17 protein-coding genes are annotated in these 19,121 nt (G+C 63.3%); 6 read left to right on the top strand and 11 right to left on the bottom strand.

Going from position 1 to position 19,121, the window contains the following annotated elements; translation table 11 throughout:
• Nucleotides 1-140 precede the first annotated feature (140 nt).
• Genes P3T42_RS11645 through P3T42_RS11655 form a run of 3 tightly spaced genes read left to right on the top strand, consistent with a single transcriptional unit; the run spans nt 141 to nt 2,187 of the window.
• On the top strand, nt 141-734 hold the full coding sequence (locus P3T42_RS11645; RefSeq protein ID WP_074295194.1) for a cytochrome b/b6 domain-containing protein: 594 nt from the start codon (nt 141-143) through the stop codon (nt 732-734).
• Between the two features lie 2 nt (nt 735-736).
• Nucleotides 737-1,528 carry a molybdopterin-dependent oxidoreductase gene (locus P3T42_RS11650; protein ID WP_429306120.1) on the top strand — a complete coding sequence of 264 codons (792 nt, stop codon included), beginning with the start codon at nt 737-739 and terminating at the stop codon, nt 1,526-1,528.
• Between the two features lie 44 nt (nt 1,529-1,572).
• Nucleotides 1,573-2,187 carry a hypothetical protein gene (locus tag P3T42_RS11655; RefSeq protein WP_074295192.1) on the top strand — a complete coding sequence of 205 codons (615 nt, stop codon included), beginning with the start codon at nt 1,573-1,575 and terminating at the stop codon, nt 2,185-2,187.
• Nucleotides 2,188-2,322: 135 nt separating this feature from the next.
• Here P3T42_RS11655 and P3T42_RS11660 read toward each other — a convergent pair whose 3' ends face one another.
• The 7 genes from P3T42_RS11660 to gltA form a co-directional block, all read right to left on the bottom strand.
• The gene (locus tag P3T42_RS11660) at nt 2,323-2,748 is read right to left on the bottom strand and encodes an OsmC family protein (RefSeq protein ID WP_074295191.1); all 426 of its coding nucleotides are present in this window, start codon (nt 2,746-2,748) and stop codon (nt 2,323-2,325) included.
• Between the two features lie 201 nt (nt 2,749-2,949).
• Complete coding sequence (locus P3T42_RS11665; protein WP_074295190.1) at nt 2,950-3,504, bottom strand: carboxymuconolactone decarboxylase family protein; 555 nt, start codon at nt 3,502-3,504, stop codon at nt 2,950-2,952.
• 36 nt (nt 3,505-3,540) lie between these two features.
• Complete coding sequence (locus P3T42_RS11670; RefSeq protein WP_074295189.1) at nt 3,541-4,887, bottom strand: aspartate aminotransferase family protein; 1,347 nt, start codon at nt 4,885-4,887, stop codon at nt 3,541-3,543.
• A gap of 25 nt (nt 4,888-4,912) precedes the next feature.
• A complete protein-coding gene (locus P3T42_RS11675; protein ID WP_429306121.1) occupies nt 4,913-5,962 on the bottom strand; it encodes a C45 family autoproteolytic acyltransferase/hydolase in 1,050 nt (349 codons plus the stop codon).
• Nucleotides 5,963-6,273: 311 nt separating this feature from the next.
• On the bottom strand, nt 6,274-7,134 hold the full coding sequence (locus P3T42_RS11680; protein ID WP_074295187.1) for a MurR/RpiR family transcriptional regulator: 861 nt from the start codon (nt 7,132-7,134) through the stop codon (nt 6,274-6,276).
• A gap of 65 nt (nt 7,135-7,199) precedes the next feature.
• The gene (locus P3T42_RS11685; protein ID WP_429306122.1) at nt 7,200-9,479 is read right to left on the bottom strand and encodes an amylo-alpha-1,6-glucosidase; all 2,280 of its coding nucleotides are present in this window, start codon (nt 9,477-9,479) and stop codon (nt 7,200-7,202) included.
• A 330-nt stretch (nt 9,480-9,809) separates the two neighbouring features.
• Nucleotides 9,810-11,111 (bottom strand): citrate synthase, encoded by a 1,302-nt coding sequence (gene gltA, locus P3T42_RS11690; protein WP_429306123.1) that lies wholly within the window; start codon nt 11,109-11,111, stop codon nt 9,810-9,812.
• A gap of 394 nt (nt 11,112-11,505) precedes the next feature.
• On the opposite strand from gltA, the gene P3T42_RS11695 reads away from it, so the two are divergent.
• Nucleotides 11,506-11,907, top strand: coding sequence for a hypothetical protein (locus P3T42_RS11695; RefSeq protein ID WP_429306124.1), 402 nt, complete (start codon nt 11,506-11,508; stop codon nt 11,905-11,907).
• A 117-nt stretch (nt 11,908-12,024) separates the two neighbouring features.
• Here the strand turns inward: P3T42_RS11695 and P3T42_RS11700 are convergent, their stop codons facing one another.
• The 3 genes from P3T42_RS11700 to P3T42_RS11710 all read right to left on the bottom strand — a co-directional run bounded on the left by P3T42_RS11700 (nt 12,025) and on the right by P3T42_RS11710 (nt 14,973).
• A complete protein-coding gene (locus P3T42_RS11700; RefSeq protein ID WP_074295183.1) occupies nt 12,025-12,822 on the bottom strand; it encodes an alpha/beta fold hydrolase in 798 nt (265 codons plus the stop codon).
• 241 nt (nt 12,823-13,063) lie between these two features.
• Nucleotides 13,064-14,116 carry a rod shape-determining protein gene (locus P3T42_RS11705; RefSeq protein WP_074295182.1) on the bottom strand — a complete coding sequence of 351 codons (1,053 nt, stop codon included), beginning with the start codon at nt 14,114-14,116 and terminating at the stop codon, nt 13,064-13,066.
• A gap of 188 nt (nt 14,117-14,304) precedes the next feature.
• Nucleotides 14,305-14,973: an alpha/beta hydrolase gene (locus P3T42_RS11710; RefSeq protein WP_074297247.1), complete on the bottom strand. Its 669-nt coding sequence runs from the start codon at nt 14,971-14,973 to the stop codon at nt 14,305-14,307.
• Nucleotides 14,974-15,323: 350 nt separating this feature from the next.
• Here P3T42_RS11710 and P3T42_RS11715 point away from each other — a divergent pair, with 350 nt between their 5' ends.
• Nucleotides 15,324-16,898, top strand: a complete 1,575-nt coding sequence (locus P3T42_RS11715; protein ID WP_074295181.1) for a DHA2 family efflux MFS transporter permease subunit — start codon at nt 15,324-15,326, stop codon at nt 16,896-16,898.
• A gap of 104 nt (nt 16,899-17,002) precedes the next feature.
• Complete coding sequence (locus P3T42_RS11720) at nt 17,003-17,917, top strand: glutaminase (RefSeq protein ID WP_074295180.1); 915 nt, start codon at nt 17,003-17,005, stop codon at nt 17,915-17,917.
• 25 nt (nt 17,918-17,942) lie between these two features.
• Here P3T42_RS11720 and P3T42_RS11725 read toward each other — a convergent pair whose 3' ends face one another.
• Nucleotides 17,943-18,965 carry an aldo/keto reductase gene (locus tag P3T42_RS11725; protein ID WP_429306125.1) on the bottom strand — a complete coding sequence of 341 codons (1,023 nt, stop codon included), beginning with the start codon at nt 18,963-18,965 and terminating at the stop codon, nt 17,943-17,945.
• Between the last annotated feature and the right edge of the window lie 156 nt (nt 18,966-19,121).

Genomic DNA, 19,121 nt, shown 5'->3' on the forward strand with positions numbered 1-19,121 from the left:
AATAACGCCGGAAAGACGGTGTTCACCCTCTCATGCCGCGCTCGACGCGGCGCATGCATGGCTGCTGCTCAGGCTCGCGAACCACGGCTCGCGCCTGATTGCCCTGTCCCGCGTGAATTGCCACCAACGATGAGATCGCTGTGAGTCACACCACGATTCAACCTGTCTGGGTTCGCGTCACACACTGGATTAATGCGCTCGCTGTCGTCCTGATGGCGATGAGCGGCTGGCAGATCTACGACGCCTCGCCCATTTTCCCGGCCCTGCAGTTTCCGGCCGCCGTCACCTTGGGCGGTTGGCTCGGCGGCGCCTTGCTGTGGCACTTCGCGGTCATGTGGCTGCTGGTGGCGAATTTCCTCGTCTACCTTGGGCTCAATCTCGCTTCAGGACGGCTGCGCCGCAAGCTGCTGCCGCTCAGTGCCAGGTCGCTTGCCGCCGATACGCTCGCCGCCCTGCGCGGCCGCCTCACGCACGGCGACCTGAGCCGCTACAACGCCATCCAGAAGCTGGCCTATCTGACCGTTATCGTCGACATCGTGCTGCTGGTACTCTCCGGGCTGGCCGTGTGGAAGTCGGTGCAGTTTCCGCTGCTGCGCACCTTGATGGGCGGCTATGACAACGCGCGTGTCGTGCACTTCGTCTGCATGAGCGTGCTGGTGGCCTTCTTCTTCGTGCATGTCGCGATGGTCGCGCTGGTGCCGCGCTCCCTGCTTCTGATGCTTCGAGGACGGTAGACATGGTAACTCGCAAACGCAGCGGCGAACCCGGCACGACGCTATCGTCACACGCCGACGCCATCATCAAGGATGCCCAGCGGGAATTGAAAAATCCCGCGCGCCGCCTGCTCGGCAAGCGGATTCTCTCGCTCGGCGGCCTGGCGATGTTGTCCGGCTGCGATCTCAGCAGCGACAAATCGGTCAACACGATGCTGCGCAGGATCTCGTTCTTCAACGACGACGTACAGGCCCTGCTGTTCGATCCGCACAGGATGGCGCCGACCTATCCCGAGTCGATGATCACGCGGCCGTTTCCGTTTAACGCGTTCTACGATATCGACGACGTGCCGGAAGTCGACCCGGCCTCGTACCGGCTTCAGGTAGGCGGTCTTGCGCATGGCAAACGTGTCTGGACGCTCGACGAGCTGCGCGCGCTGCCGCAGCAGGACCAGATCACCCGCCATATCTGCATTGAAGGATGGAGCGCGATCGGCCGCTGGGGCGGCGTGCGTTTTGCCGACTTCCTGAAGCGCGCCGGCGCGGATACGACGGCACGCTACGTGTCGTTGCATTGTGCGGACAACTACTGGACGAGCATCGATATGCCCACCGCGCTGCATGCGCAGACGCTTCTCACGCTGACCTACGACGGCCAGGTGCTGCCGCCGAAGTACGGCTTTCCGATGAAGCTGCGCATGCCCACCAAGCTCGGCTACAAGAATCCCAAACACATCGTCGCGATCACCGTGACGAACGATTACCCCGGTGGTTACTGGGAGAACCAGGGCTACAACTGGTTCGGCGGTTCCTGAGCAGCATCCCCATTTTCAACCCGACAACATTGCACGGAGATTCCATGTCTATCCGCCTGAAACTCGGCGTTACGCTTGCTACGCTCGCCTTCGCGGGCGTCGCGCTGGCGCAGACGCCGGCTGTCAAACCCTCGCGCATTCGCGGCGAGATCGTCTCGCTCAACGGCGACGTCCTGCAGGTGCATCGCCGCAGCGGCGACACGGTCGCGATCAACGTGGCGCCCACCGTCGGCATCTCGGCGGTCAAGGCGATGCAACTGTCCGATATCAAGCCCGGCTCGTTCATCGGCACGGCGGCCACCACCGGCACCGACGGCAAGCTGACCGCCACCGAAGTGGTGGTGTTTCCCGAATCGGCGCGCGGCACTGGCGAAGGTCACTATGCATGGGACCTGGGTCCGAATAGCTCGATGACGAATGCGAACGTCGACACGGTCGTCGAGGGCACCAGCGGCCGCGATCTGAAGCTGTCGTACAAGGGTGGCGACAATGTGGTGACGGTACCGGCGAATGTGCCTATCGTGACCTTCACGCCGGCAGCCCGCACCGACCTCACGCCGGGCAAAAAGGTATTCGTGGTGGCGACGCCTGCGGCGCAGGGCGCGTTTGTGGCGCAGCGGGTCGTGGTCGAAAAGGATGGCGTCGCGCCGCCGATGTAACAACCGGCAGGTTGTTGCTGTTTGATGAATGGCCCGGGGCGATCCGGGCCATTTTGGTTTTCGCCTGAGGCGGCAATGCAAGGCCGCCTCAGACAGACGTAGCGATGCTTCGCTCTGAGGATGCCTGGATGCCGCTCAGGTTTCGAGCGTCGCATCCATGGTGATGGTGGCCTTTAGCACTTTCGAAACCGGGCAACCCGCCTTCGCGTCCGCCGTGGCTTTTTCGAACGCAGCCCGGTCGCCGCCGGGAATTTTCACCTTGACGTCGAGGTGAACGGCGGTAATGGCGAACCCGCCGTCGGCCTTGTCGAGCGTCAGGGTGGCCGTGGTGCCGATGCGTTCGGGCTTGATGCCCACCTTGCCGAGTTCGGCCGAAAGCGCCATGGAGAAGCACCCGGCATGCGCCGCCGCGATCAGCTCTTCCGGATTGGTGCCGATACCGTCCTCGAAACGCGTTGCAAACGAATACTGGGTGTCCTTCAGAACCCCGCTATCAGTAGAAATCGTGCCCTTACCGTCCTGCAGGCCGCCTTGCCAGACCGCTGATGCCTTGCGCTTCATCGTTCTCTCCAATGGGTAGCCCTGCCGGCGCTGCTGTGCATTCGACCATGACGCCTGCCGCAACGGTCGCGCCCAGGTTCTTGCGGCATCGGCGTAGGTCGAGCGTGCCACGCAGCGCGACAGGCGCGGGCGTAGACCGGACTTCATGATAGGCGCTTCCTGAGGGCGGCGTCGGACAGCGTATATCGGCCTCCCCCTCCCTCACTGCGCAAACGGCAACGTCACCTGACCTTCCGCCCGCATTCCGAACACATTCAACGTCATCGCCACAAGCGCGTAATAACCGAGCAAGCCGACCAGATTGATGGTGACCTCATGCCCAAAGCGCGCCACCGCGGCCGCGTAAGTCGCATCGGACACGCGCTTCGTGTCGTACAGCTCGCTGGCAAAAGCATAGATCAGCGCATCGTCGGGGTCCGCGAACGACGGCTGCTGGCCTGAACGGATCGCTTCGGCATCGGCCTGCACAACACCCGCTTCGAGTGCGATCGGATAGTGGATATACCACTCCGCCTGGGCCTGCCAGCGCGCCGCCGTCACCAGGATCGCCAGTTCCGAGAGGCGCAGAGGCAAGCCGGTCCGGTAGCGGCAAAACGCACCCAGCCGTTGCGCCTGCTGCGCAAGCTCCGGACTGTGAATCCAGCCGAGGAACGGCCCGTTCAGGTTGCCACGCGGACCGGACAGGATCTCGTCGAGGACGGCCTTCTGTTCGGGCGTAGCAGTCGATGCGTCAAAACGCGGCAAACGCTCAGTCATGAAAACTCCCACAAATGATGAAGTAGCCGCCGCCGGCTACGCGGCAGCGCGTACGCCGGTGGCAAGCAGCGCACCGTCGATCGCGTCGGTGAGACGGCTGACAATCTGATCGATGTCCTGCGCCGTGCAGATAAACGGCGGCGCAAGCAGCACATGATCGCCGCGCTGACCGTCGACGGTTCCACCCATCGGATACACCATCAGGCCGCGCGCAAACGCCTCACGCTTGATCGCCGCGTGCAGTTTGAGCTTCGCGTCGAAGGGCACCCTGGTGGCGCGATCCTGAACCAGCTCGACGCCCACAAACAAGCCGCGCCCGCGCACATCGCCGATATACGGATGCTGCGCATAGTGCTCGCGAAGTTGCGCACGCAACTGTTCGCCGCGCGCCTGAACGTTATCGAGCAGCTTGTCTTCGGCGATCACGCGTTGCACTTCGAGCGCGGCGGCGCATGCCGTTGCATGTCCGATATACGTATGGCCGTGCTGGAAAAATCCCGAGCCGCCGACGATCGTGTCGTAAATGCGCCGGCTGACCAGCGTTGCGCCGATGGGCTGATAGCCAGCCCCAAGACCTTTCGCGATGGTCAGCAGATCGGGGGCCACGCCGTCCTCTTCACACGCGTACAGATAACCGGTACGTCCCATCCCCGACATGATCTCATCGAGAATCAACAGGACACCATAGCGGTCGCAGACCGCGCGAATCTTACGAAAATACTCGCGCACCGGTGGTACAGCGCCGGCGGTTGCGCCGACCACCGTCTCCGCGACAAAGGCCGCCACCGTGTCGGCGCCGAGTTCGAGGATCTTCTGTTCCAGCTCATCGGCAAGCCGTTGTGCAAAGACTTCTTCGGTTTCGTCAGCACGTTGCTCGCGATATGCGTAGCACGGGCTCACGTGATGCGCTTCGATCAGGATCGGCAGGAACGGCTCGCGGCGCCATGCATTACCGCCAATCGCCAGCGCGCCCAGTGTATTGCCGTGATAGCTCTGACGACGGGCGATGAAATGACGGCGCTGCGGCTCGCCCTTCTCGACGAAATACTGGCGTGCCAGCTTCAATGCCGCTTCGATCGCCTCCGAGCCGCCCGATACAAAATACACGTGATCCAGACCTTGCGGCGCGCTCGCCACCAGCCGGTCCGCGAGTTCCTCGGCCGCTTGCGTCGTAAAGAACGAGGTGTGCGCGTAGGGCAATTGCTGGGACTGGCGCTTGATCGCATCGATTACGCGCTGGTTGCTATGGCCGAGGCACGAAACGGCAGCCCCGCCGGACGCATCGATATAGCGCTTGCCGGTGGAGTCGATCATCTCGATGCCGTCGCCCGCGACGGCAACCGGCAGCGTTTGTTTCGGGGCACGGTGAAACACGGTGGACATAGGATTCCTTATCGCGTGATCGCGGTCAGAAGGCGGTATTCGAACGCGCCGCCAGGGGAATGAAGGTGTCGAAGGCGCAGTGCCCTTGCCGATAGACCTGCATCGCAACACCGTCCGTTTCGATGCGAAACAGCGCGGTAGCCAAGGTGTTTTCGTCGTCGGGATCGCGCGGGTCGTCACGGTAAATGGGCAAGCCAGCGGGCGCCTGGTCACGCAGCACGCGTAGCAGCCCGTCGTCTGCAAGCGGCGTGCGCAGCGTCGGCAGCAAAGCGTCGACGCGTGCCTGGCGGTCGCGCGAAGAATCGGTCACGATTTGCGCTTCGCCCTCGCAGCCATCGTGAATCAGGTGATTCGCATGACCGAACCGCGGCGTATCGGCCATGACCGAACAGCGCTGGACAGTGGCTTCGATACTCAACAGGCGCGCGTCGCCCACACAGCCAAGCGTGTGATGAAACCCACTGGCTCGCGGCGCATCGCTCAACAGCCTGGCGGCTTCGTCGAGCGAACGCGTATCGAGCACGGCACGTGCGAGGATCATGCGCGGCACGCCCGCAGCCGGTGCCCGGATGCGCAGATTGTTGATGGCCTGCACGACGCCCGCGCGATTGGCAGCGAAGGTATGGCCGGGCAACGAGCCCGGATAGTAGAAACTCACGAAGCCGGGCTTGCCGGCAGGCTGGACGTCCACGAGGAAGCACCGCTCGCGCAGGTACGGATCGCCATCCTCGTTGTGCGCGATGAAACGCGCGTTGCCGGAAACGGCCGCCAGTGTCGTGCAGCCGTCCGGCGTGTTATGGATCAGCTCGCCACGGCAATTCCACAGAAACACGTCTTCCACTGGCCAGCCAAGGCCCGCCGCCATGCCCTCCAGCTCGGCGAGCAGCGCGGGGAAATGCGCTTGCGCCGCGCGGCGCAGCGCCTCCACGAACGGGTGGCCGCGCCAACGGCTGACCTGTTGCCAGGCGGCGCTTTGCTCCATGTAGGCCGCCATGACCGGCCGCGCCAGTTCGCCCAGCTGGTAGCCGATGTCATCCGGCCGGCCGGTTACACGGGAAAGAGTCCATTCCTGCATCGACGGTTATGCCTCGCTCAAACCTTGTTGATCGTTGCGCCGCATCGGCATGGCAACCATCGCCCACTCGCCTGTGCGGCAAAGTGAAAGGATGCCGTCAGCAACCATGGCATCGATTCAACATTCGATCCTAATTTATACATCTCAACAACATATGTTGTCAATCGAGGCGAGCATGTACCGAATGAAGCGAATCACCTCAACATGGTTGAGGTTGAGGTTGAGGTTGCGACGCACCATTGCTGCGCCCGGCGTGGCGGCACTTGCGCGGTCTGCGAAGTGCGCGGCACCTCGCACCGCGCACGCCTCGTTCAAGGCACGTAGACACCCTTCGCGTGCATCGACCGCTCGGCAATCTCGAGTTGCTCGACCGCATCGGCGCCTTCGAGCGCCAGCAGATGCGCCACCAGCGACTCCGCAAGCGCCGTAGCCGCCACTAGCGAAGGAAAGAAGGAAGGACTTTCGTGTGAAAAGATCAGCACCTTGTCGGCATTCAACGCAATCGGCGACACTGCACTGTCCGTGATGGCGATGAGCTTGCTGCCCTTCTCCAGGGCCGCTTCGGCCACGCGCGCCGCCTCCACCGAATAAGGCGCGAAGCTGATGACGACGGTGGCGCTATCGCGTGCGATCGTGCGCAGTTGCATTTCCAGCGTGCCGGCTTCGCCTGTCAACAGCGACACCGTTGAACGAAACAACCGGTAGCCGTACACCAGACCGAACGCTACCGCATAGCAGGAGCGAAAACCGGCCACATGCACATGCGGTGCGCGGCGCAATAGCCGCGCCGTTTCGACGACGGCCCGCGCGCTATGCGCCGCGGTGACATCGAGATTATGTTGTTGAGCGATCAGCAGATCGTGCGCCAGTGCGTCTTTGGCATTAGCCTTGACGAGCGTCCGGGCGCGGCTCGCGAGCGGCTCCGGCCGTGTGCGCACGCGCGCCACAAACAGATTGCGCAACTCGTTCCAGCCGGGAAAACCGAGTTGTTGCGACAACCGCACCAGCGATGCCGGTTGCACCTGAGCCCGTTCGGCGACCTTGCGCATGGAGGAAACCGCGACTTCGTCGGGATGATCCAGCAGGAACGCGGCCCCCATCTGGAATTGCGGACTCAGTTCTGAGAAGCGCGCCCGGATCAGGGCGGCGAGCTGGTCGAAACTGTCGGGCATGCGGTGGACCGGGAAGTAAGTTGACAACAAATGTTACCACCCGGCACCACGCATGCCGCGCCCTTCTACAGCAAGGCCACGACCCGCACGTCGCCCTGCTCGGCCGACGCCACCACCTTGCCCGCGACCCGCCGGAAAGTGATCGTCACCGTGGAATCGCCGACGCGCATATCGCCGATTTCGAGCCAGTCGATGCCTTCGGGCAGCATCGGCTGTTCGATCAGCACCTCGCGCTTCGCTGCGTCGACAGTCACGCCCAGGCACGCTTCCAGCATCATGAACGGCGAGCCCGCTGCCCAAGCCTGCGGCAGGCAGGCCACCGGGTAAGCCGTCGGCGGTTCGCCGCGCCGCCGCGGGAAGCCGCAGAAGAGCTCCGGCAGACGCATGTCGAAATTGACCGCGGCCTGGAACAGCGCCTGCAGCAACTTCACCGCGGTTGCCTTGCCGCCGTAGCGCGCCACACCTCGCGCGCACAGCGCGTTGTCGTGCGGCCAGACGGACCCGTTGTGATACGCCATCGGATTGAAGCGCGCCTGGCCCGCCGCCAGCGTGCGCACGCCCCAACCGGTATGGAACAGCGTCGACTCCAGACCGCGCACGACCGCTTCGCCGCGCTCGCGCGACGGCAAGCCGAAGGCGAGCAGATGGCCGGCATTCGAGGCCAGCACGCGGCACAGTTCGCCATGGCCGTCGAGGGCGATGCCGTAGAAGCCGGACTCTTCCATCCAGTACTTCTCTTCGACGCATTCGCGGATCGCCCTGGCGCGCCGGCTATATCCGGCAGCGTCCTCGGACAGGCCGCGCAGCGTCGAGAAGTGCGCCATGGTGTCGAACGCGGCGCTCGCGTAGGCCTGCACTTCCACCAGCGCGATCGGTCCATCCGGGAAGCGGCCGTCGGCGTGAAAAACCGAATCGTGACTGTCTTTCCAGCCCTGATTCGCCAGCCCGCCATCCGATTCGCGCTGATAGTCGAGCAGGCCGAAGCGGTTCTTGTCGCACACACCCGAGACCCAGTTCGCCGCGCGTTGCAGCGCCGGCCACAACTCGTCGATCAGGTCCACGTCGCCGGTACGCGCCACATAGGCGCCGGCCAGCACGATAAACAAGGGCGTGCTGTCGACGCCGCCGTAATAGAGCGCAAACGGCACTTCGCCGGTGGCGGCCATTTCGCTCTTGCGCATTTCATGCATGATCTTGCCGACCGCAGCGTCGCGGAAGGCCGAGTTCTCGAGCGCCTGATGCTCGGCAAGAAAGCGCAGCACACCGCGCGCGAGGCCCGGCTGCAGCCACAAGGTCTGCAACGAGGTAATCAGCGCGTCGCGGCCAAACGGGGTCGAAAACCAGGGAATGCCGGCGTACGGATAAGGACCGGTCTCCAGATCGGTGGTCAGCAGGCCGAGATCGGCGAGCGAACGGTCGATCCATGCGTTAAAGAGCGGATTGCTCGAACGCACCCGCGCGGTAGCACGGCGCCGTTCGCGCATCACAAGGTGGGCCTCGACCAGCGCTGCGCGCACCGCCGCGCGTCCGACCCGCGGACGCTCCGCATGGATCTGCGACACGTGCGACCCGCTCTGCGCGTGGCCCGGCACCGACACGCCCGCGCTGACCACCGGCTTGTCGGCCCGCAGCTTCACCGCGACGGCGAGATAGATCGATACGCAGGCTTGCGCCGGCAGTTGCACGGTGTAATCCGCGCGATTGGCGAACAGCTTGTCCGGCGTCGGCGAAAAAGCAATCTGCACGTCACGTTCGACGTTATCGAGCCCCACGTAGCCAAGCAGCACTTCGCCATTCTCGACACGCGCCGGTTCGACATTGCCCTTCTTGTCGCGTTTCAGGCCGCGCACTTCGAACATGTCGCTGAAGTCGCTGGCGAAAGAAATGGAAAGCGGCACGACCGCATCTTTCGTACCGTAGTTGGTCAGCTCAATGGCTTCGTTGAGCACGGTGCCCGACAACACGCGCACGCGCTCGACGTGGATCACGCCCTCCGGCGTGCTGTCGCCGCCGAGCGGCGGCAACGGACGGTTGGTCAGATGCGCCGTAAATGCCGCATTGTCGCTGCTGACGCTGCCCGACAGCAGCGACGGCGCGCGACCGCCGAAGGTCAGGCGCAGTTGCGACAACACGCGCGTGTCGTTGACGAACAGGCCGTCGTCGTGACCGGTGATGTCGCCCAGCGCGTCGTTGACGATAAACGTATCGCCCGACTTCAACACATACTGGTTGGCGCTGGCGACGTTGAGGTTTTCTGGTGGGATGAACGCCGTGTCCGGTTCATGTTCCGCGCGGTCCGCACCGCCTGAGTGCGTCAGTCCGCCGAGTGCTTCTGGATCCTGCATCAGCTTGCTCCTGTGCTATGGGCTTCGTTCCGATTGTAGAGGGTCTGCGCCCGTCGAACGAACTTAACACAGGAGTGTGGTGGATTTGCGCAAGCGGGCCACGTTGAAGGCGTAACAAAACGCTACGGCAGTCGCCCGTGCCGTTGTGTGGGGGCAATTGGCACGCGTCATGCAGTTTTGATCCGGCATGCGGCGCGGGTTGGATCCCTCGTAGCATTCCGTAAACGGACCGCGGGCGCGGCTCCATTCCGGAAGCAGCGCCCGCTTGCTTGCGCGTGTGCGTGTGCTTGAATCACGCTCAAGCCCGTGCAACACCCACCGATCAATCAATCAGCGTTGCGCAATCGGCTTCGCCTCGCGTGCAGTATCGCCAACGAACAGCTGACGCGGACGGCCAATCTTCTGTTCCGGATCGGCAATCATTTCGTTCCACTGTGCAATCCAGCCCACCGTACGCGCCATCGCGAAGATACACGTGAACATCGAGGTCGGGATGCCCAGCGCGCGCTGCACGATGCCCGAGTAGAAGTCGACGTTCGGGTACAGCTTGCGCGACACGAAGTACTCGTCTTCCAGCGCGATCTTTTCCAGCGCCATAGCCAGCTTGAACAGCGGGTCGTCGTGCAGACCGAGCTCTTCCAGCACTTCGTGGCAGGTTTCGCGCATCAGCTTCGCACGCGGGTCGTAGTTCTTGTAGACGCGGTGACCGAAGCCCATCAGCTTCACGCCCGAGTTCTTGTCCTTCACCTGCTGGATGAACTCAGGGATGTTGTCGACCGAGCCGATCTCTTCCAGCATGTTCAGTGCGGCTTCGTTCGCGCCGCCATGCGCCGGGCCCCACAGGCAGGCGATACCGGCTGCGATACACGCAAACGGATTCGCACCCGACGAGCCGGCCAGACGCACCGTCGAAGTCGACGCGTTCTGTTCGTGGTCCGCGTGCAGGATCAGGATACGGTCGAGTGCGCGCACCAGCACGTCGTTGACCTTGTATTCTTCGCACGGGTTCGAGAACATCATGTGCATGAAGTTCGCGCTATACGACAGTTCGTTCTTCGGATAGACGAACGGCTGGCCGATGCTGTACTTGTACGCCATCGCCACCAGCGTCGGCAGCTTCGCGATCATGCGTGTCGCCGAGATCTCGCGGTGCTGTGCGTTCGTGATGTCGAGCGAGTCGTGATAGAACGCCGACAGCGCGCCGACTGCAGCCACCAGAATCGCCATCGGGTGCGCGTCGCGACGGAAGCCGCGGAAGAAGAAGTGCATTTGCTCATGCACCATCGTGTGCTGTTTGACCGAGGCGACGAACTCTTCCTTTTGCTTCGCGTTGGGCAGTTCGCCCTTCAGCAGCAAATAGCAGGATTCGAGGAAGTCGGCATTCTGCGCGAGATTGTCGATCGGATAACCGCGGTACAGCAGCTCGCCCTTGTCACCGTCGATATAGGTAATGGCCGAGTTACACGCCGCCGTCGACATAAAGCCCGGGTCGTACGTGAACTTGCCGGTCTGGCCGTACAGCTTGCGGATGTCGATCACGTCGGGGCCAAGCGTGCCCTTGTAAATCGGCAGATCGATGGTCTGGTCGCTGTCAGAAAACTTCAGCGTTGCGTGTGTCTTAGAGTCGTTCATCTACGCTTTCCTTTTGCTATCACATCGCACACGTGCCGGACTACGGGTGCTGTCGTTGCTCGCCATGCTCCGGCTCAGGCTTTGCATTTTACGGCTACAGAGTCAATTCATTGCGGCGATTGACCGCAACAATCCATCTCGACCTCAGCAACATTCACTCTAAATTGCGCTGAAACCATTGCACGGCTCATGAATATTGGTCAGATAAAATCAGCCAGCCAACTGAAAGACAACGTTGAGAACGCAACAATGTTTTGCAACGGGCATGCAGCACGAGTGCGCGTCCTCTGAGATACTCGTTGCGTGTGATGCTTCCCCTGCAAAACACATCGCTGTCTTTGGCCCGCCGTTCGCGGCGGGCCTTTTTATCCAGTCAGAAGAACAGGACCATCAGATGAACGCCTCGCTCGAAACGCTGTTTCCGGACCTCAACCACACCGAAGACAGCATCGTCACCGCACTGAACCATCAGGACATCGTGGTGGCGTTGTCGGCGGCACTGAAGACGCAAAACGTCGCTGTGCTGCACATGTTGTATCCGCGTACCGACGCGCGCACGCACAGCAGCCTCGATGCACTCGTCGCCAAGCTGCACGGCAGTGGCCTGCACAAAGTCGCCGGACTGGTCGCCAATGAAGCGCACTACCTCATATTCAAGGAACCGGTGAAGGCATGGAAGGCCTTCCAGGAAATCCGCAACGACTCGCTCGCGATCGGCGTGCATCTGTACTATCAAGGCCTCGTCGGCGAAGCCGCCGAACTCGCGCTCGACGCCGACGCGCATCGCAAGGCTTAACAGCCAGACCGCAGCCACGCCGCGCCCCCGTTGGAGGGCAGGCGTGGCCTGCGGCGGTAAGCAGGCGCGTCACGCCGGATCAGTCCTCGGGCCAGCCCTCCGAATCAGCCCTCCGAATCAGCCCTGATCGGCCGCGCCCACGCCGCGAATAAATTCGTCGATATAGCGATTGAACGCCGCGGGGTGCGCCAGATTCATCCCATGCGATGCGCCGCGCACCGTCTCGCGCCGCGCATCCGGCAGCCACGAGGCGAGCGCCGTCGCGGTGCGCCGGAACATGTCGGGACTCTTTTCGCCGTCGATCAGCAAGACCGGGCAGCGCACTTGCGCGGCCTCTTCCGGCGCATAGGCCGGCAGCGGATCGCGGAATTGACGCGCCAGCGTGTGGGCGTTGTCGGTCGCCATCGTGCGGAACGACTCGGTGCTTCTGGCCCAGAACCCCGGACGGCTCACCGAATCCACGAACAGTTGCAAGCCCGCATCCACCTGCCCCTCTTCGATCAGTTGCGCGGCGCGTGCACGCAGCGTGTTGACCGTTTCCGGCAAGCGGGCAGCCGGCCTGCCGGCGATCTGCAAAGGCCCGCCCGGGTCGGCGAGCGTCAAGGTACGCACGTGCTGCGGATGGCGCTGCGCAAAGTAATACGCCACGCAGCCACCGCGCGAATGACCCACGACGTGGGCCGGCCCTTCGCCCAGGCGCTCGATGAATTCGGCCACTTCGTCGGCGTGGTCGCTCCAGCTAAACGGCATGTCGGGCGGCGTATCGGTCACCGGCCAGTAATGCGTAAGGCTCACGGCGACGCAGCGGTAATGCTTCGCCATCCCCGCGAGTTGCGGTTGCCAGTAGCGGTAATCGCACAACGAACCGTGCACGAACAGCAGCAGTTCGCCCTCGCCTTCGACAACATAAGGCATGCGCAAGCCGCTCGATAATTCGATAAACGATGGGGATGAAACGGGATCAGGATGAGTCACGGGTCGATTCGGGGACAACGCAGCGAGCGCCCGTCGGGCGTGCTGGTTTTTCAAAAGTGGAGTGGAACGGATTGCGCCTGCGGGACCGTTCAGGCCGCAGGATCGGCGAAACAAGGCAGTATTGTCACACAGTCATGACGCCCGCACGCCTGACGTGCAAATACCGCCGGCGCCGTGCGGGTTATTCGTACACGAGATCGTCCAGCAAGCCGGCTTCCGCTGCCGCGCCCGCACCGCGCACCGCGCAGGTGAGCGGCTCGTCCGCGATGCGCACCGCGAGGCCGAGTTCGGCGGTCAGACGCCGGCCGAGGTTGGCGAGCAGCGCGCCGCCGCCGGTCAGCACGATCCCTGTGTTGGCGATATCCGTCACCAGTTCGGCCGGCGCGCTTTCGAGCGCCGTCTTCACCGCGCCGATCACGTGCCGCAGCGGCCCGTCGATCGCATCGGCGATATCGTGATTGTTGATCTCGACCGTGCGCGGCAGCCCGTCGTCGACGCTGCGGCCAGTCGCATTCATGCGCTCCAGCGGCACGTCGCGCATCGCCGAACCGATGGTCTTTTTGACGTGTTCGGCGGTTTGCTCGCCGAGCAGCACGCCGTACACATTACGGACATAGTTGACGATGGCCGAGTCGAACTGGTCGCCGCCGACCCGAATCGAGCCGTTATAGGCCATGCCGCCCAAGGCGATCACGCCGACTTCCGTCGTGCCGCCGCCAATATCGACCACCATCGAGCCGGTGGCCGACGAAACCGGCAAACCCGCACCCACCGCCGATGCCAGCGACTCGCCGATCAGGCTCACCTTCCATGCGCCCGCGGCCACTGCGGCTTCCTTGATGGCGCGGCGTTCGACCTGGGTCGCCCCGGCCGGCACGCAGATCGTGAACGCCGCCCGGCGCCCGAAAAACGGCCGCGGCCGCGCCATATCGACGAACTGCCGGATCATGTGTTCCGCGGCGGAAAAATTGGCGATCACGCCATGCCGCATGGGTCGTACCGTCTCAAGATTGTTGGGCGCCCGGCCGAGCAGTTGCTTGGCCTCGCTGCCGACCGCCGCCACTCGCTTCTGCCCCGCCTGCTGATGCTTCTGAAAACACACCACGGACGGCTGATTCAGCACGATGCCGCCGTCGTCGGTGTAGATCAGCGTATTGGCCGTGCCAAGGTCGACCGCCACCGTGTGACGGAACAGACCCCTGAACAACGGATGGTGCGGCTTCGGTCTGGCCATAGATAGGCTCTGCGTATGTCGTTATCGCCCTTTTGGGGCGTTGCGGTGATTCCCCGTACCGCTGACATCCCGCCTCCCCTGGGGGCATGGCAAGACATCATTGCGGCGCGCGTGATTTTCACGCTAATGAACCATTAACGGCAAGCAGATCAAATTCTTTAGGCCGACTTGATTTATTTCCGCATTTTTCAGGCGCGCGGCGTGCCCAGTGCGCGCACCAGCGCATCGCGTCCCAGCACGACGCCGTCGCCTGAAATCGTATGACCAATACCAGGCAATGCAAACGCACCCACTGCGAAGCCCGCGTCGCTAAACGCATTGGCCGCGCGCTCGAGTTCGAGCACCGGAATCACCGGGTCTTCGACGCCATGCACCAGCGTCAAGGGCGTGCGGGCCCGGGTGGTGATGGGCGACGCGAGCCGGCCCGAATACGCCACGACCGCCGCCGGCGCGTCGTCGCTCGTGGCGGCGTGATGGAGCGCCATCATCGAGCCTTGCGAAAAGCCCACCAGCGCAAGCTTACCGAAAGGAAGCTGCCAATGCGCCAGCTCGGCGTCCAGCATGCGGCGCAGCGCGGGATAGGCGTCGGCGACGCGGCCGATGCGATTAGCCTCGTTCACGTCGCGCAGGCTGAACCATTGCCGGCCGCCGAAGCCACCGTCGAAACGCTCGCTGCCGTCGAGCGACGCAAAGGCGACCTCGGGCAGCGTGTTGCTCCAGGCATCGGCGAGCGGCAGCAGGTCTTGCGCATTGCTACCGACGCCATGCAGCAGGATCACCAGCGCGCGAGCCGGCGCATCGTGCGGCGCACCAAGCGGCGCGCGGCGCCAGCCATGTTCGAATTGTTCCCAGGCCATTGCGATTCCTCTCCCTTCCGATTCCGGATCTGTATCCGCTTCTGTTTCGCTTTTTGCCCGCGCAGCGAAGGCACCGCGATGCTTCGACGCGCAGCTCACAGCCGCGAGCATACGCTTTCACTTATCTTTTTGCCGCCTTTGCCCAGCTAGCGCCTGCCCGCGCCAATGACCCTTCTGCGGGAATGCAGGTATGCTTTTAGCAGCCGTTCCACCGCCGTCTTGCGCCTTCGCTCCCGCTGCCTTGCGCGCACGGCCTGTGGGCCGCTTGCAACTTGCACGCCCAGACACGCCGCAGGGCATTCGCCCCGGCGCGGCATCATCCCCGATTATTTTTTGCTCCGGAGAAACGATTGAGCCAGCCCACCCCTGCGCCCGCATCGCCCCCGCCGCCACCGCCGCCGCTCAAGGGCGGGCAACTCGTCCTCGCGACGATCGCCGTTGCGCTCGCCACCTTCATGAACGTGCTGGACACGTCGATCGCGAACGTCGCGATTCCGACCATCTCGGGCAATCTCGGCGTATCGGTGGACGAAGGCACCTGGGTGATCACCGTGTTCGCCGCCGCCAACGCCGTCTCGATTCCGCTGACCGGCTGGCTCACGCAGCGCATCGGCCAGGTCAAGCTGTTCGTCGGCGCCATCCTGATGTTCGTGCTGTCGTCATGGCTGTGCGGCATCGCGCCGACGCTGCCCATCCTGCTGGTTGCACGGGTGCTGCAAGGCGCGGTGGCCGGCCCGCTGATCCCGCTCTCGCAAGCCATTCTGCTCGGCTCGTATCCGAAGGAGAAGTCCTCGACGGCGCTCGCGCTATGGGCCATGACCGCCACCGTCGGCCCGATTGCCGGACCGGCGCTGGGCGGCTGGATCACCGATAGCTATAGCTGGTCGTGGATCTTCTACATCAATATCCCGGTGGGTATTTTCGCGGCCGGGGTCACGTGGATGATCTACCGTACCCGCGAAACGGCCACCCGCAAGCCGCCTATCGATGTAGTGGGGCTCGGTCTGCTGATCACCTGGGTTGCCTCGCTGCAGGTGATGCTCGACAAGGGCAAGGACCTCGACTGGTTCTCGTCGCCGGTGATCGTCATCCTCGGTATCACGGCGATCATCAGCTTCGCGTTCTTCCTCGTCTGGGAGCTGACCGAGGACAACCCGATCGTCGATCTGCGGCTGTTCACGCAGCGTAATTTCCTGGGCGGCACGATTGCCATTTCGGTGGCCTACGGCGTGTTCTTCGGCAATCTTGTGCTGCTACCGCAATGGATGCAGGAATACCTCAATTACCGCTCCGTCGACGCCGGCCTCGTGACCGCGCCGCTCGGCATCTTCGCGGTGCTGCTCGCGCCGGTGATGGGCCGCGTGCTGCCGCGCTCCGATGCGCGCGTCATCGCCACGCTGGCCTTTGTCGGCTTTGCGATCGTGTTTTACATGCGCTCCAAATACGTGATTGAAATCGACACGTGGCATCTGGTGCTGCCCACGCTGCTGCAGGGCATTCCGATGGCGCTGTTCTTCGTGCCGCTGACGGCGATCATCCTGTCCGGGCAGCCGCCGAATAAAATCCCGGCGGCCGCGGGTCTGTCGAATTTCGCGCGGGTGTTTTGCGGCGCGGTGGGCACCTCGATTGCCGGTAACGAGTGGAATAACCGCACCGTGCTGCACCACGCACGGCTGACCGAACGCGCCTCGATCGACAATCCGCTGTTTAACCAGCAGATCGATTCGACCCAGTCGTTGCTGCATATGAACAACCAGTCCGCCAATGCGCTGTTCGACTTCACGGTCAACACGCAGGCCGCGATGATGGGGCTGAACGACATCTTCTTCATCTCGGCGATCATCTTTATCCTGATCATTCCGCTGATCTGGATCACGCGGCCCTCCAAGGGTGGCGGCGGAGCGGATGCGGCCGGGGCGCATTGAGCGTGTGAACGGTGGGGGCGCGCGGTGCAAGCGCGCCCCGCCCGGCTGGCCATGTGTCGTGGCTAGCCAGTAAAATCGCGGCGCATCCACGCTCATCCCTGCTCATGAACTACCAAGGCATCCTCGAACAGATTCACCAGGATCTGCAGCCCTACCTGGGAACCGGCCGCGTTGCCGACTACATTCCCGAGCTGGCGAACGTCCCGGCCAGGAGCTTCGGCATGGCCATCGTCACGCCGGCCGGCAAGGTCTTCCGCACCGGTCAGGCGGATACCCGCTTCTCGATCCAGAGTATCTCCAAGCTATTCGCCTGCACCATGGCTTTCCGGCTGCTCGGCGATGAACTGTGGCAACGCGTCGGCCGCGAGCCGTCGGGCACGCCGTTCAATTCGCTGGTGCAGCTCGAAGCGGAGCAAGGCAAGCCGCGCAATCCGTTCATCAACGCCGGGGCGCTGGTCGTCACGGATGTGCTGTGCCGCCGTTTCGTGCGGGCCGAGACCGCGCTGGTCGAGTTTATGCGTCGGCTAACCGGCGACGTGACGATCGACTACGATTCGCGCGTCGCGCAGTCGGAGCTGCAACATGCGGACCGCAACCAGGCCATGGCGCATTTCATTGCGAGCTTCGGCAACATGGAGATGCCCGTCCACGCAGTGGTCGAGGCGTATTGCCGGCAATGCGCGATCTCGATGAGCTGCGTCGAGCTGGCGAAGGCGGCGCTGTTTCTCAGCAATGGCGGTGTCGTGCCGTCCACCGGCGAGCGCATTCTGGATAGCAGTTCGGCCAAGCGGCTGTCGGCTCTCATGCTAACGTGCGGCACCTATGATGCGGCCGGGGATTTTGTGTACCGCGTGGGATTGCCCGCCAAGAGCGGCGTGGGCGGCGGCATCGTCGCGGTATTGCCGGGTGAAATGGCGGTCTGCGTGTGGTCGCCGGGGCTGGACAGCAATGGCAATTCGCTGGCGGGCGTCATGGCGCTGGAGTGGCTGACGACGCAGACCGGGCGATCGATTTTTTGATCGCCCTCGCGCAGACACCCCGAAATCAGACCACGACTCGATCCTTGTCGTGGAACTGCTGCATCCAGTACGGATAAGGTAGCTGCGGCTGCGAAACCTGATTCAAACGTTCGGTCTGCGTCGCGCTCAACGCGATTTTCTGGGCGTCGAGGTTCGCAGCCAGTTGGTCGGGCGTGCGCGCGCCGACAATGACCGAACAGACTTCGCGGCGTGCCAGAATCCAGGCCAATGCCACCTGAGCCGGCGAGGCGTCCAGTTCCGCGGCGATGTCGCACACTACGCGCACGACGGGATCCGCCTTTGCCGGATCGATCGGTGGAAAATTCAGCCTCGTTCGACGCCCGGTTTCACCGCTGCTTCCCTGCGTGTACTTGCCGCTCAGGTACCCGCCCGCGAGCGGACTCCACACCAGTAGCGCAACCTCATTCGCTTTTGCCACCGGCGCGATCTCATGCTCGACGTCGCGGCTCGTCAGCGCATAGTGAACCTGATTGCTGACGACGCGGGTCCAATCCGTGCGGGCGGTAATCCCTTGCGCACGCTCCAGATCGCCCGCGCTGAAATTGCAGACCCCGACGTGCCGCACCTTGCCCTGCCTCACGAGGTCGTCGAGAGCACGCAGCGTTTCTTCCAGCGGAACGAGTTCATCGCGGTCGTGCAACTGGAACAGGTCGATATGATCGCGGCCGATACGCCGAAGACTCGTCTCCACCGACCGCATGATGTGCGAGCGGCCGAGCCCCACGTCGTTCGGGCCGGCTCCTGTGCGCAGTCGAACCTTGGTCGCGACCAGCATGCGCGACTCGTCGAGTCCAAGGTCGGCCAACGCCTGACCGACCACCGCTTCCGACTGCCCTTGCGAATAGGCGTCAGCCGTATCGATCAGGTTGATACCGCGCTCGACGGCTATCGCGACAAGCCGCGTGGCCTGGGCACGGTCGAGGCCGGCAATTTCGCCCCAGATGCCGGTACCGGAACCAAAGGTCATGGCACCCAGAGAAAGGCGGGAAATGCGCAGGCCTGACCTGCCGAGTGTGCTGTATTCCATAGCGAACCCTTTGATATGAATCCCTTGATGAACGATGGGCGGAAAAAGTCCATCGAAACGTACCGTTGGGATGCATTGTGGGGAAACGCGAGGAGAAACTGAATGACACGAATGGCAATTGTAAAATGACAGTTGGTCATTAATGGGCCATCGCGT

The sequence above is a fragment of the Paraburkholderia sp. GAS38 genome (genome assembly GCF_050434965.1).
GTDB classification, from domain to species: Bacteria; Pseudomonadota; Gammaproteobacteria; order Burkholderiales; family Burkholderiaceae; genus Paraburkholderia; species Paraburkholderia phenazinium_A.

What these genes read in the sequence shown, in the direction of transcription:
- P3T42_RS11650 (WP_429306120.1), top strand. Translation starts at nt 737, where the DNA reads ATGGTAACTCGCAAACGCAGCGGCGAACCCGGCACGACGCTATCGTCA.
- P3T42_RS11655 (WP_074295192.1), top strand. Translation starts at nt 1,573, where the DNA reads ATGTCTATCCGCCTGAAACTCGGCGTTACGCTTGCTACGCTCGCCTTC.
- P3T42_RS11660 (WP_074295191.1), bottom strand. Translation starts at nt 2,748, where the DNA reads ATGAAGCGCAAGGCATCAGCGGTCTGGCAAGGCGGCCTGCAGGACGGT.
- P3T42_RS11665 (WP_074295190.1), bottom strand. Translation starts at nt 3,504, where the DNA reads ATGACTGAGCGTTTGCCGCGTTTTGACGCATCGACTGCTACGCCCGAA.
- P3T42_RS11670 (WP_074295189.1), bottom strand. Translation starts at nt 4,887, where the DNA reads ATGTCCACCGTGTTTCACCGTGCCCCGAAACAAACGCTGCCGGTTGCC.
- P3T42_RS11675 (WP_429306121.1), bottom strand. Translation starts at nt 5,962, where the DNA reads ATGCAGGAATGGACTCTTTCCCGTGTAACCGGCCGGCCGGATGACATC.
- P3T42_RS11680 (WP_074295187.1), bottom strand. Translation starts at nt 7,134, where the DNA reads ATGCCCGACAGTTTCGACCAGCTCGCCGCCCTGATCCGGGCGCGCTTC.
- P3T42_RS11685 (WP_429306122.1), bottom strand. Translation starts at nt 9,479, where the DNA reads ATGCAGGATCCAGAAGCACTCGGCGGACTGACGCACTCAGGCGGTGCG.
- gltA (WP_429306123.1), bottom strand. Translation starts at nt 11,111, where the DNA reads ATGAACGACTCTAAGACACACGCAACGCTGAAGTTTTCTGACAGCGAC.
- P3T42_RS11695 (WP_429306124.1), top strand. Translation starts at nt 11,506, where the DNA reads ATGAACGCCTCGCTCGAAACGCTGTTTCCGGACCTCAACCACACCGAA.
- P3T42_RS11700 (WP_074295183.1), bottom strand. Translation starts at nt 12,822, where the DNA reads ATGCCTTATGTTGTCGAAGGCGAGGGCGAACTGCTGCTGTTCGTGCAC.
- P3T42_RS11705 (WP_074295182.1), bottom strand. Translation starts at nt 14,116, where the DNA reads ATGGCCAGACCGAAGCCGCACCATCCGTTGTTCAGGGGTCTGTTCCGT.
- P3T42_RS11710 (WP_074297247.1), bottom strand. Translation starts at nt 14,973, where the DNA reads ATGGCCTGGGAACAATTCGAACATGGCTGGCGCCGCGCGCCGCTTGGT.
- P3T42_RS11720 (WP_074295180.1), top strand. Translation starts at nt 17,003, where the DNA reads ATGAACTACCAAGGCATCCTCGAACAGATTCACCAGGATCTGCAGCCC.
- P3T42_RS11725 (WP_429306125.1), bottom strand. Translation starts at nt 18,965, where the DNA reads ATGGAATACAGCACACTCGGCAGGTCAGGCCTGCGCATTTCCCGCCTT.